Below are 12,229 nucleotides of genomic sequence, written 5' to 3' on the forward strand. Positions count from 1 at the left end.
GTGCTGGAGGCGTCGCCTAGTCCGGTCTATGGCGCCGCACTGCTAATGCGGTTTGGGACTTCAATCCCATCGAGGGTTCAAATCCCTCCGCCTCCGCGCTTGATCACGAAGCCCCGGTCCATCGGACCGGGGCTTCGTCGTTCCCGCCCTCGGCCCAAGACCGCCGAACAGGTCGTTTTCCCAGGTCGCAAGGGGTAGGGGAAACGGATTTCACATGGCGACGGCAGTCATGTAATGTTCTTCCTGTCGCCGCGAGCGGGCCGAAAGGACCAGGAACGGCAGAAAACAGAACAAGCACTCGTAGCTTAACGGATAGAGCATCTGACTACGGATCAGAAGGTTGCAGGTTCGAATCCTGCCGAGTGCACACAGGTGAGAGGCCCCGGAGAGATCCGGGGCCTCTTGCGTTGTCCGGACGTGCGGCAGCAGCGGACCTCACGAAGCTGCCGGGATGCGCGTACGCGGTGGGCGATGCGGCTGGACGGGTGCAGTTCGGCGCCTGACCCCGGCGGCCTCCGCCCGGAGCGGCGCAGCGGCGGATTACATGGGCCCGTGCCTCGGCGTGGGGCGTGCCGGTGTCGTTCGCGGCCCCGGGTCCGACGAATGAGAGAGCGCGATGTCAGAGCGCGACCCTCGCAACCGCACCGGCCGCCGCCCGCTTCTGCGCGGGCTCGCCGCCGCCGTGCTCACGGCCGGCCTGCTGGTGGCCTCGACGGGACAGGGGCACGGAAGCGCTGCGGCCACCGCGGCGCCCGGCGCACAGTTCACGCCGTTGACGGCGGCGGTGCTGACCGAACCGGCGCCGTTCGTCGCCACGGACGACAGGACGCACCTCTCGTACGAACTGCTCACCACGAGTTCCCTGCCCAGCAGCACGCCGCTGCGGCTCGACCGCGTCGAGGTCCGCGACGCCCGCACGCACCGGGTCGTCGGCTCGCTGAGCGGTCAGGCGCTGGCCGACGCCGCCAACCCGGTGGGCGACCCGCTGCCGGGTGCCGACGCGTACACCCCGGCGCCTCCGGGGCCGACGCCGACCGTCATCCAGGGCTCCCAGCAGTGGATCATCTGGCTCGACCTGGTCCTCGACCGCGGTGAGCGGGTGCCCAAGGTCCTCGAACACCATCTTGAGGGTGCCGTCCTGGCGCCCTCCGGCACCTTCGCCTTCGAGGAGACGGTGCAGCTCACCCGGACCGCCCACAGACCGCCGTTGAACCTGGGACCGCCGGTCCGCCCCGGCACCTGGTACTCCAGCGAGTCCTGCTGCGGCAACACCCACCACCGGCGCGGCCTCGCTCCGATCAACGGCCGCTTCTACGTGCCGCAGCGCTTCGCGATCGACTGGTACCGGGTCGGCAGGCAGGGGCAGACCTGGGAGGGCGACCCCGCGCGGCTCTCCAGTTACCTGAGCTACCGTCAGCCGGTCGTGGCCTCGCTCGGCGGCACCGTGGTGGAGGTCCAGGACGGAATCCCGGACAACACGCCGCCCGAGACACCGCCCATCCCGCCGATCGGGGACACGGTCGGCAACCACGTCACCGTGGAGGTCGCGCCGGGCCGCTATCTGCTCTACGCCCACCTGACACCCGGCTCGCTCCGGGTCCGGGAGGGCGACCGGGTCACATCCGGCCAGGTCCTCGGGCTGATCGGCAACAGCGGCAACTCGACCACCCCGCACCTGCACTTCCAGGTGATGACCACCCCCGAGTTCTTCCCGACCGACAGCCCGCCGTTCACGTTCCGGCAGTTCCGCGTCGTCGGGCAGGTCGAGCCCCGGATCTGGGACGACAACCTCGGTCTGCAGCCGACCGGCGTCCTGCCGATCACGCCCTCGCCGTACGACGGCCCGCACCGTGCGCGGTATCCGCTCGACCGTGAGGTGCTGAAGTTCTGACCGCCGGGTTCCGACCGCGTGATTCTGACCACCGGGTTCTGGCCACCAGGCCCTGACCACCGGGTTCGTGCGGCGGCGATCACCACGAGACCACTGGTGGAGCGTGTCGGGAGAGGGGCCGGAGGCGGAAGAGAGCGGACTGGCGGATACGCGTGGGCGCATACTGGTCGAGATGACAAAGCCAGGTGCACCGAAGCGCTATTTGCCCACCAGTCCCTTCAAGGCCCCGGTCGCCCCGCCGCCCAAGCACTTCGCGGTGGGCGACCAGGTCACACACGACATGTACGGCCTCGGCCGGGTGATCGGCATCGAGGACGGCATCGCCGCACTCGTCGATTTCGGGTCCGCGCGACAGCGGATCCTCAGCCCGTACACCAAGATGAGCAAGCTGTAGTCCGAGACACAGACGGAAACCAGGGCCGGGCCCGGGTCGGGGCCGGGCTCTGAAGCGGCGGCAGGTTGCGCTCCGTGGGGAGCGCGTCCCGCCGTGCCGTTCTGCCTCACCACGCTGTCCGTCCCCGTCCCGCCCGGCCGGGCGGAGGCGCTGTCAGTGGTGCCCTCTAGGGTCGTGAGGGATGGCACGCGTGTGGAGATGTACGGGTCTGCGGTGGGGCGCGGACGGGCCGCTGCTGGCGTGGACCGGCGGGCGCGTGAGTCCCCTGCCGCAAGGGAAGGCGATGGCCTTCGCCGTCGTGGCCGAGGGGCGGCGGACGTGCGTCGGGGCCAGGGGAAACCCGTGTCCGCTGCGGGCCGGGGTCTCCGGGCGCAGTACCGGGGCCCGGTGCGAGGAGTGCGCGCGGCTCGACCGGGCGCATTCCGTGGCCGCCGACACGATCGCCGATGATCCGCGGCCGTATCACGTGTACCTCGCGTGGTTCGGGCCCGGCAGGGTGAAGGTCGGGATCACCGCCGTCGAGCGGGGCTCGGCCCGGCTGCTGGAGCAGGGCGCGGTCTCCTTCGCATGGCTCGGGCGGGGGCCGCTGATGGCCGCGCGGCGGGCGGAGGAGGTGCTGCGGGCCGCGCTCGGGGTGCCGGACCGGATTCCGTACGCCGAGAAGAGGGTCGTACGGGCACGTCTGCCGGGCGCCGGGGAGCGCGTCCGCGAGTTGGCCGTGCTGCACGGGCGCGCGCTGGGGCTCGCGGGGTGGCCCGAGTCGCTGGAGCCCGTGCCGTTCCGGGCGGTCGATCACTTCGGGGTGTTCGGGCTCGACGGGCTGCCGGCCGCGGACGGTGTGGTGAGGGAGCTGGTCGCGGGCGGGGTCGTGGGCGGCGGGGTGCTCGCCGTCGCCGGGCCCGATCTGCATCTGGCCACCGGCCGGGGCGTCGTCGTCCTCGACACCCGGCTCATGACGGGGTGGGAACTGACCGCGCCGGGCGGCCACGAGGCCCGTGACGCCGTCACCGTGCCCGTGAGGGAGTCGGGCAGCGGGAGGGACGGGGGCGGCGTTCAGGACGGGCTGTTCTGAACGCGGCGGCTCGGCTCGCGGCGGTGAGGGCAAAGAGTGTGATCCCCTTTGGATCCCGTTCGGAAAGTGAGTGGACGTCGCTCGTGGCCCGGCCCGACAGTGAGGCCATGGATGATCAGCGGACAGCACCTGCCGACGTACCTGCCGATGTACCTGCCGACGCCTCGGCCGGCACACCTGCCGGCACGGCCGAGAACACACTCGACGACGTACCTGGCGACGCGCTCCGCGACCCGTCCGTCGTCGCGCCGGTCCCTGCCCATGAACCCCCCTACTACGCGGTTGTCTTCACCTCCACACGGACCCGGGACCAGAGCGGGTACGCGGAGACCGCCGAGCGGATGGAGGAGCTGGTGAAGGGGGTGCCCGGGTTCCTCGGGATGGACCAGGCGTGGCGGCCCGGCGGGCCGGCGATCACGGTGGGGTACTTCCGGGACGCCGAAGCCATCGAGCGGTGGCGGACCGACGTCGAGCACCTGGCGGCGCAGGAACGGGGGAGGGCCGAGTGGTACGAGAACTACACCCTGCACGTCGCCAAGGTCGAGCGGAGTCACAGCTTCGTGCGAGGGGCCGACCGGGGCGAGGGCAGGCGCGGGGGCGAAGGCAGGGGCAGCGGCGCGGAGGGGCGCGAAGCATGACGGCGCTTGCGTAGGAGCGGGGTCAAGGCGGGGGCGCGGGGGCGCGTCCCCGCGCTCGCGGAGCTGTGGGCCCGCGGTGCGGCGGCCGGGAGAACGCCGTGGGGACGATCGCGAAAGCGCTGGTCGGCGGGGGCGGTGTCCGAGAGGCCGGGGATCTTCCCAGGGGTTGCCTGAGAGGTACCTGTGCGTTTCTCAGAAAAATCACAGGTTCCGGAAAGGGCGTTCTCAGGGGGCACCGACAAGGTGTCCAGCATGACCACGACCTCGCCCCAGGGGCGCACCGAACTGCTGAGGCCGGACGGGAGCCCCGTCCGCGTGCTTGTGGTGGACGACGAGCTGTCGATCACCGAACTGCTGTCCATGGCCCTGCGCTACGAGGGCTGGCAGATCCGGAGTGCCGGGGACGGCACGGGCGCCCTGCAGACCGCCCGGGACTTCCGGCCCGACGCCGTCGTCCTCGACATGATGCTGCCCGACATGGACGGGCTGACCGTTCTCGGGCGGCTGCGGCGCGAGCTGCCCGATGTGCCGGTGCTCTTCCTGACGGCGAAGGACGCGGTCGAGGACCGGATCGCCGGGCTGACCGCCGGCGGCGACGACTACGTCACCAAGCCGTTCAGCCTGGAAGAGGTCGTCGCCCGGCTGCGCGGGCTCATCCGCCGCTCCGGTGCCGCCGACCGCCGCTCCGACTCCGTGCTCGTGGTCGGTGACCTCATGCTCGACGAGGACAGCCACGAGGTGTCGAGGGCCGGGGCGAACATCCACCTCACCGCCACCGAGTTCGAGCTGCTGCGGTTCCTGATGCGGAATCCGCGGCGTGTGCTCAGCAAGGCGCAGATCCTCGACCGGGTGTGGTCGTACGACTTCGGCGGCCAGGCCAACGTGGTCGAGCTGTACATCTCGTACCTGCGGCGGAAGATCGACGCCGGGCGGGAGCCGATGATCCACACCCGGCGTGGGGCCGGCTATCTGATCAAGCCCGCGGTGTCGTGAGCGGGCGACGGCGGACGCGTACGCGGTCGTGGCCGAGGCTGCGGCTGCGGCGAGGGCGGGGACGGCAGCCGCGCACGCTGCGTACGCGGCTCGTCGTCTCCGCGGTGGCGTTGATCGCGGTGGTGGCCTCGGTCATCGGGACGGTGACGACGTTCGCGCTGAGTGAGCATCTGTACGACCAGCTGGCGGCCAACGTCCAGGACATCGCCAAGCGCACCGACGGGCCCCGGGGGCCGGGGCCGGGCGCTTCCCTGCGGGGCGGGGCGCTGGGCGACTCCGACACCCTCACCCTGACGACGGACGAGAAACTCCAGTTCGTCACGAAGGGCGGTTCGCCGCAGTACACGATCGGTGCCGTCGTGGAGGACGGGACCGTGGTCAAGGGCGTCGTCGGCAAGCTGGCCAGCTCCAGCACCACCGGCCAGCAGGAAATGACGGCCGTCACGTTGAGCAAGGCCGACCTCGCCGCACTCGCCGGAGTCCCGACGGACCGCAGGGCCCACCGCGTGAGCCTCCCGGACCGGGGCGACTACCTGGTCCGGTACGAGACCAACCGCGACGGTGACGCGTTCTACGTGGGCCTGCCCACCGAGTCCGTCACCAACACCCTCAACACCCTCATCGCCGTCGAACTCAGCGTCACCGGCGCCGGGCTCGTCGCCGCCGGGATCGCCGGGTCCGTGCTCGTCGGGGTCGCCCTGCGGCCGCTGCGCAAGGTGGCGGCCACCGCGACCCGGGTCTCCGAACTGCCGCTGCACACCGGCGAGGTCACCCTCAACGAACGCGTCCCCGCCTCCGAGACCGACCCGCACACCGAGGTCGGCCAGGTCGGCGCCGCGCTCAACCGCATGCTCGACCACATCCACGGTGCCCTGCACTCACGCCAGGAGAGCGAGACGCGCGTACGGCAGTTCGTCGCCGACGCCAGTCACGAGCTGCGGACGCCCCTCGCGTCGATCCGCGGCTACGCCGAGCTGACCCGGCGCGGCCGGGAGGAGATCGGGCCCGACACCCGGCACGCGCTCGGGCGGATCGAGTCCGAGTCCGGGCGGATGACCATGCTGGTCGAGGATCTGCTGCTGCTCGCACGGCTCGACGCCGGCCGGCCGCTGCAGTTCGAGCAGACCGACCTCATCCCCCTCGTCGTGGACACCGTCAGCGACGCGCGCGTCGCCGGACGGAGCCACAGCTGGCGGCTCGACCTGCCGGACGTGCCCGCCCTCGTGTCGGCGGACGCCGCGCGGTTGCAGCAGGTGCTCGTCAACCTGCTGGCGAACGCCCGTACGCACACGCCCCCCGGCACCACCGTCACCGCGCGCGTGCAGCGGCGTGGGCCGTGGATGTGCGTCGACGTCGAGGACGACGGACAGGGCATTCCGGAGGAGTTGCTGCCCCACGTGTTCGAGCGGTTCGCGCGCGGCGACTCGTCGCGGTCCCGGGCCTCCGGGTCCACCGGGCTCGGCCTCGCCATCGTGCAGGCCGTCGCCGACGCGCACGGCGGCGCGGTGACCGTCGACAGCGTGCCCGGCAGGACCGTGTTCACGGTGCATCTGCCGGCCCTCGGCCGGGACGTGCCGCTCCTCGACGACGCCGCGAACTGGCAGCTCGACGAGGCCCGCTACGACGGGGAGTCCGACGGAGACGACCTGCTGACCGGTGCCGCACGCCGGGAGCCGGACTCACAGGCGCACCACAGTGTGAGCACACGGGCATAACAGAGCGGCTCGCGAATGTGGTGGTCATGCGAACCGACTCTTCTCCCGGCACCCTGCCGGCGCGGGAGCACCTCCCGGCCGGAAACGCCGGTACGCCTGTCCTGGACGTAGTGATCCCCGTCTACAACGAGGAGAAGGACCTCCGGCCGTGTGTGCTCAGACTGCACGAGCACCTCGCGCGCACGTTCCCCTACGCGTTCCGCATCACGATCGCGGACAACGCCTCCACGGACGGCACCCCGCGGGTGGCGCGGCGGCTGGAGGCGGAACTCGCGGAGGTCCGGTCCTTCCGGCTGGAGCAGAAGGGGCGCGGGAGGGCCCTGCGGACGGTGTGGTCCGCGTCCGACGCGCCGGTCCTCGCCTACATGGACGTGGATCTGTCCACCGACCTGAACGCGCTGCTGCCGCTGGTGGCCCCGCTGATCTCCGGTCACTCCGACCTGGCCATCGGCTCCCGGCTCGCCCGCTCCTCGCGGGTGGTGCGCGGCACCAAGCGCGAGTTCATCAGCCGGGCCTACAACCTGATCCTGCGCGGCTCGCTGCAGGCCCGCTTCTCGGACGCGCAGTGCGGGTTCAAGGCGATACGCCGGGATGTCGCCCAGGTGCTGCTGCCGCTGATCGAGGACACCGGGTGGTTCTTCGACACCGAGATGCTGGTGCTCGCGGAGCGGGCCGGTCTCAGGATCCACGAGGTGCCGGTGGACTGGGTGGACGACCCGGACTCGACCGTCCACATCGTGCGGACCGCCACCGACGATCTCTTGGGGGTGTGGCGGGTCGGGAAGGCGCTGGCCACCGGGTCCCTCGCCCTGGACCGGCTCGCCCGGCCCTTCGGGGACGACCCCCGAGACCGTGAGATCCAGGACGTACCGCGCGGCCTGGCCCGCCAGCTCCTCGGCTTCTGTGTCGTCGGCGGCCTCTCCACCCTCTTCTATCTGCTCCTCTACAGCGGCTTCCGGACCTTCTCGGGGTCGCAGACCGCCAACGCGCTGGCCCTGCTGGTCTCGGCGGTCGCCAACACGGCCGCCAACCGACGGCTGACCTTCGGCGTCCGCGGCCGCGGCGGGGTCATCAGGCACCAGGCGCAGGGGCTGGTGGTGTTCGGCATCGGACTGGCCCTCACCAGCGGCTCGCTCGCCGCGCTGAACGCGGCCACCTCCGACCCCGCGCACTCCACGGAGCTGGCGGTCCTGGTCGCCGCGAACCTCGCGGCGACGGTGCTGCGGTTCCTGCTGTTCCGGGCGTGGGTGTTCCCGGACCGGCGCGACGGCGCCCCCACGGAGGGTTCGGCCGTCGTCGCCGCGCACCGTCCCGCACAGCACTCCCTCTCCGTCCCTCACCCCACCTCCCCGCCGGTCCCCGCGGCCGCGGCGACGGTACGGCCGGGACAGCCGGGGCCGTACGGCCGCCAGGACCGGTTCCGGCCGACGTACACCACCACCCCGTTCCGCGCCGGAGAAGCCGCGGACCCCACCTGGGGGGAGCCGACCATGCCGATGCGGCCGGTGCGCCCGCACGATCAGGATTCGAGGAACGCACGATGACCACGGAGTTCGAGACCACGAGCCGGCCGGGGGATCCCGGCGCCGACGGGGAGCCCTCGGCCACGGCCCCGCAGGGACCGGTGGCGGCGCAGGCGCCCGCCGAGCCCTCGGCCCCCGGGGCCGGTGAGCCCTCGGCCCCCGGGGCCGGTGAGCCCGCGCCGCCCTTCGCCCGGCGGCTGTGGCGGGGACGGCCGGAGGACAACCGCTGGACACGCCCCGGTTTCCTGCTCGCGCTGCTGCTGATCGGCGGCCTCTACACCTGGAACCTCACGGCCTCCGGCTACGCCAACTCCTTCTACTCGGCGGCCGTGCAGGCGGGCAGCCAGTCCTGGAAGGCGTTCTTCTTCGGCTCGCTGGACTCCGGCAACGCCATCACCGTCGACAAGCCCCCGGCCTCGCTCTGGCCGATGGCGCTGTCGGTGCGGCTGTTCGGCCTCAACTCCTTCGCGATCCTGTTCCCGCAGGTCCTGATGGCCGTCGCCACCGCCGGAGTGCTGTGGGCGGCCGTACGCCGCCGCTTCGGCGCCACGGCCGGCTTCCTCACCATGGCGGTGTTCGCGCTCACGCCGGTCGCCGCGCTGATGTTCCGCTTCAACAACCCGGACGCGGCCCTCGCCCTGCTGATGGCCGCCGCGGTCCACTGCACCCAGCGCGCCCTGGAGAAGGCCCGGACGAAGTGGCTGGTCTGGGCGGGCGTGGCCATCGGCCTCGCCTTCCTGGTCAAGACGCTGCAGGCGTTCCTGATCCTGCCGCCGCTGGCGATCGTGTACGTCGCTCTCGCGCCCGCCCCGCTGAGGAAGCGGATCGGCCAGGTGCTGCTCGCCGGGCTCGCGATGGTCGTCGCCGGCGGCTGGTGGGTCGCGATCGTGGAGCTGTGGCCCGCGTCCTCCCGCCCGTACGTCGGTGGCTCGCAGAACAACTCCTTCCTCGAACTCACCTTCGGCTACAACGGTCTCGGCCGTCTCAACGGCGAGGAGACCGGCAGCGTCGGCGGCGGTGGTGGCGGAGGCGGTGGCGGCAACTGGGGCGAGACCGGCTGGGACCGGATGTTCAGCTCCTCCATCGGCGGCCAGATCTCCTGGCTGATCCCGGCCGCGCTGATCCTGTTCTGCGCCGCGATCTGGGCCACCCGGAAGCTGAAGCGCACCGACACCACGCGCGCGGCCTTCCTTCTCTGGGGCGGCGCGCTGCTGATCACCATGGTGGTCTTCAGCTTCATGCAGGGCATCTTCCACGAGTACTACACCGTGGCCCTCGCCCCCTACATCGCGCCGCTGACCGGTATGGGCGCGGCTCTCCTCTGGGAGCGGCGGACCGCCCTGTGGGCGTCGCTCACGATGGCGGCGGCCATGACGGCCACCGCGGCCTGGGGTTACGTCCTGCTCAACCGCTCCCCCGACTACCTGCCCTGGCTCAAGTGGGTCGTGCTCGTCGGCGGCCTGACCGCCGCGCTCGGCCTGGTCTTCGCGGGCCGGCTCGGCCGGCGGCTGGCGTCGGCGGTCGTGGGGCTGAGCCTCGTCACCGCGCTCGCGGGGCCGACGGCGTACACGCTCACCACGCTGGGCGAGGGGCACACCGGGTCGATCGTCACGGCCGGGCCGTCCGTCCAGGGCGGACGGGGCGGCGGCCCCGGCGGTGGCATGGGCGGCGGTCCCGGCGGCGGTGGCGGCATGCCGGGCCAGAACAACCAGAACCAGCAGGGCAACCAGAACCAGCAGGGCAACCAGAACCAGCAAGGCGGTCAGAACGGCAACGGTCAGATGGGCCAACCCCCGACCGGCGGCTTCGGCGGCGGGCAGCAGGGCCAGGGCAACGGCCAGACCCGGAACGGCGACGGCGGCCGTGCGGGCGGTGGCGGCGGTGGCGGCATGGGCGGCCTGCTCAACGGCGCCTCCGTCAGCGACGAGGCCAAGGAACTGCTGGAGAAGAACGTGGGTGACTACACCTGGGCCGCCGCGGCCATCGGGGCCCAGAACGCGGCGAGTTACCAGCTCGCCACCGGCGACCCGGTCATGGCGATCGGCGGCTTCAACGGCAGCGACCCGTCCCCGACCCTCGCGGAGTTCAAGCAGTACGTGGAGGACGGCAGGATCCACTACTTCATCGGCGGCGGCTCCGGCGGCGGCATGGGCGGCGGCGACGGCACCTCCTCGCAGATCAGCTCCTGGGTCCAGGAGAACTTCGAGGCGGTGACGGTCGACGGCACGACGTTCTACGACCTGACGCAGGTGAAGTGAGGACAGCGACGGAGGAGAGAGGTGGCGTAGAGAGGTGGCGTAGACAGAAGTGACGTGAGCGTGGCGGTGGCCCGGGGGCGCGGACGAACCCCCGGGCCACCGCCCCTTCCCGCGCAACCGCAACAAGCACCACCCGCCGCATGCGCGCGTGCGTCGTACACCGCGTTGTACGCTGTATAAGAGCTGATCTACGGTGTACCGCATGCCGACCGCCACCACCGTCCCTGCCCCCGCCTCCGGCACCCGAGGCCACCCCCGGCGCTGGCTGATCCTCGGGGTCATCTGTCTCGCCCAGCTCACCGTGCTGCTGGACAACACCGTGCTGAACGTGGCGGTCCCCTCCCTCACCGAGGAACTGGGCGCGGCCACCTCGGACATCCAGTGGATGATCAACGCGTACTCGCTGGTGCAGTCGGGACTGCTGCTCACCGCGGGCAGCATGGCCGACCGCTACGGCCGCAAGAAGATGCTGGTCACCGGGCTGGTGCTGTTCGGTATCGGTTCGCTGGTGGCCGGACTCGCCCAGTCCGCCGGGCAGTTGATCGCCGCGCGGGCCGGGATGGGCGTCGGCGGCGCGCTGCTGCTCACCACGACCCTCGCCGTCGCGATGCAGATCTTCGCCCCGGAGGAGCAGCCCCGGGCGATCGGCGTCTGGGCCGCGGTCAACGCCCTCGGCTTCGCCGCCGGACCCCTCCTCGGCGGCTTCGTGCTCGCCCACTTCTGGTGGGGCGCCATCTTCCTGATCAACCTGCCGGTCGCCGCGCTGGGCGTGGTGGCCGTGATCGCCCTGGTCCCGGAGTCGAAGAACCCGCTGGGGGACCGGCCGGACCTGCTGGGGGCGGTGCTCTCGACGATCGGGATGACCGCTCTCGTCTACGCGATCATCTCGGGCCCCGAGCACGGCTGGACGTCGGGTCTCGTGCTCGCCACGGCCGCCGTGGCCGTCCTCGTCCTCGCGGCCTTCGCGTACTGGGAGAGCCGCATCCCGTTCCCCATGCTCGACCCGCACTTCTTCCGCGACCGGCGCTTCACGGGTGCCGTCGCCGGGGCGGTCCTGATCACGTTCGGCATGGGCGGCGCGCTCTTCCTCCTCACCCAGCATCTGCAGTTCGTGCTCGGCTACGACGCGTGGGAGGCGGGGCTGCGGACCGCGCCCCTCGCCCTGGTCGTCGTCGTGCTCAACTTCTCCGGACTGTCCGCGAAGTGGACGGCCCGACTGGGGATGCCGGTGTCGATCCTGCTCGGCATGGTGCTGATGTCCGGCGGACTGGTCTCCATCGCGACGACGGCCTCCGGCGGCTACGCCTGGACACTGCTCGGGCTGGTGCTGATCGGGGTGGGCTGCGCGATGGCCAACCCCGCGATGGCGCACGCGATCATGAGCGCGATCCCGCCGGCCAAGGCGGGGGTCGGGGCCGGGATCAACGGCACGCTGGCGGAGTTCGGCACCGGGCTGGGGGTGGCGGTACTGGGGGCGGTGCTCAACTCCCGCTTCGTGGCGCTGATCCCGGTGGCCGCGGTGTCGCTGCCGGCCGCGCTCGGGGCGGCCGACACGGCCGCGGAACGGGCCCGGGTGATGGCCGCGTTCTCCTCCGGGCTGGAGACGAGTCTGCTGGTGGGGGCGGTGGCCGTGCTGCTCGGAGGGCTGGTGGCGGCGGGGTTGCTGCGCCGGGCGGAGAAGGGGGCGGTGGGATCGGTGGGCGCCGCATAGCCCGGGGAGTCACGTCGTCTGGCGGCCGCCGCGC

General features: G+C 72.0%; 9 protein-coding genes and 2 tRNA genes. All 11 read left to right on the top strand.

Features of this window, described 5'->3' with window-relative positions; translation table 11 throughout:
• The first annotated feature begins 5 nt into the window (after positions 1-5).
• The 11 genes from SCAB_RS22405 (at position 6) to SCAB_RS22455 (ending at position 12,195) form a co-directional block, all read left to right on the top strand.
• Positions 6-96, top strand: a tRNA-Ser gene (locus tag SCAB_RS22405).
• 198 nt (positions 97-294) lie between these two features.
• Positions 295-367 (top strand) — tRNA-Arg (locus tag SCAB_RS22410).
• A gap of 249 nt (positions 368-616) precedes the next feature.
• Positions 617-1,891, top strand: coding sequence for a M23 family metallopeptidase (locus SCAB_RS22415; RefSeq protein WP_013002358.1), 1,275 nt, complete (start codon positions 617-619; stop codon positions 1,889-1,891).
• A 172-nt stretch (positions 1,892-2,063) separates the two neighbouring features.
• On the top strand, positions 2,064-2,285 hold the full coding sequence (locus SCAB_RS22420) for a hypothetical protein (protein WP_013002359.1): 222 nt from the start codon (positions 2,064-2,066) through the stop codon (positions 2,283-2,285).
• Positions 2,286-2,466: 181 nt separating this feature from the next.
• Positions 2,467-3,357 (top strand): DUF2797 domain-containing protein, encoded by an 891-nt coding sequence (locus tag SCAB_RS22425; RefSeq protein ID WP_013002360.1) that lies wholly within the window; start codon positions 2,467-2,469, stop codon positions 3,355-3,357.
• 107 nt (positions 3,358-3,464) lie between these two features.
• Positions 3,465-3,995: an antibiotic biosynthesis monooxygenase family protein gene (locus SCAB_RS22430; protein WP_106437429.1), complete on the top strand. Its 531-nt coding sequence runs from the start codon at positions 3,465-3,467 to the stop codon at positions 3,993-3,995.
• Between the two features lie 252 nt (positions 3,996-4,247).
• A complete protein-coding gene (locus SCAB_RS22435) occupies positions 4,248-4,988 on the top strand; it encodes a response regulator transcription factor (protein WP_037725966.1) in 741 nt (246 codons plus the stop codon).
• Positions 4,985-6,703, top strand: coding sequence for a sensor histidine kinase (locus SCAB_RS22440; RefSeq protein ID WP_013002363.1), 1,719 nt, complete (start codon positions 4,985-4,987; stop codon positions 6,701-6,703). Before SCAB_RS22435 ends, SCAB_RS22440 begins: the two co-directional genes overlap by 4 nt.
• A 26-nt stretch (positions 6,704-6,729) precedes the next feature.
• On the top strand, positions 6,730-8,247 hold the full coding sequence (locus SCAB_RS22445) for a bifunctional glycosyltransferase family 2/GtrA family protein (RefSeq protein WP_037726270.1): 1,518 nt from the start codon (positions 6,730-6,732) through the stop codon (positions 8,245-8,247).
• Positions 8,244-10,484: a mannosyltransferase YkcB-related protein gene (locus tag SCAB_RS22450; RefSeq protein ID WP_013002365.1), complete on the top strand. Its 2,241-nt coding sequence runs from the start codon at positions 8,244-8,246 to the stop codon at positions 10,482-10,484. Before SCAB_RS22445 ends, SCAB_RS22450 begins: the two co-directional genes overlap by 4 nt.
• A gap of 202 nt (positions 10,485-10,686) precedes the next feature.
• Entirely contained in the window at positions 10,687-12,195 is a 1,509-nt protein-coding gene (locus tag SCAB_RS22455; protein WP_041669483.1) for an MFS transporter, read from the top strand.
• The last annotated feature ends 34 nt before the right edge of the window (positions 12,196-12,229 follow it).

The organism is Streptomyces scabiei 87.22 (genome assembly GCF_000091305.1).
GTDB classification, from domain to species: Bacteria; Actinomycetota; Actinomycetes; order Streptomycetales; family Streptomycetaceae; genus Streptomyces; species Streptomyces scabiei.

What these genes read in the sequence shown, in the direction of transcription:
- SCAB_RS22445 (WP_037726270.1), top strand. Translation starts at nt 6,730, where the DNA reads ATGCGAACCGACTCTTCTCCCGGCACCCTGCCGGCGCGGGAGCACCTC.
- SCAB_RS22425 (WP_013002360.1), top strand. Translation starts at nt 2,467, where the DNA reads ATGGCACGCGTGTGGAGATGTACGGGTCTGCGGTGGGGCGCGGACGGG.
- SCAB_RS22420 (WP_013002359.1), top strand. Translation starts at nt 2,064, where the DNA reads ATGACAAAGCCAGGTGCACCGAAGCGCTATTTGCCCACCAGTCCCTTC.
- SCAB_RS22450 (WP_013002365.1), top strand. Translation starts at nt 8,244, where the DNA reads ATGACCACGGAGTTCGAGACCACGAGCCGGCCGGGGGATCCCGGCGCC.
- SCAB_RS22455 (WP_041669483.1), top strand. Translation starts at nt 10,687, where the DNA reads ATGCCGACCGCCACCACCGTCCCTGCCCCCGCCTCCGGCACCCGAGGC.
- SCAB_RS22430 (WP_106437429.1), top strand. Translation starts at nt 3,465, where the DNA reads ATGGATGATCAGCGGACAGCACCTGCCGACGTACCTGCCGATGTACCT.
- SCAB_RS22435 (WP_037725966.1), top strand. Translation starts at nt 4,248, where the DNA reads ATGACCACGACCTCGCCCCAGGGGCGCACCGAACTGCTGAGGCCGGAC.
- SCAB_RS22415 (WP_013002358.1), top strand. Translation starts at nt 617, where the DNA reads ATGTCAGAGCGCGACCCTCGCAACCGCACCGGCCGCCGCCCGCTTCTG.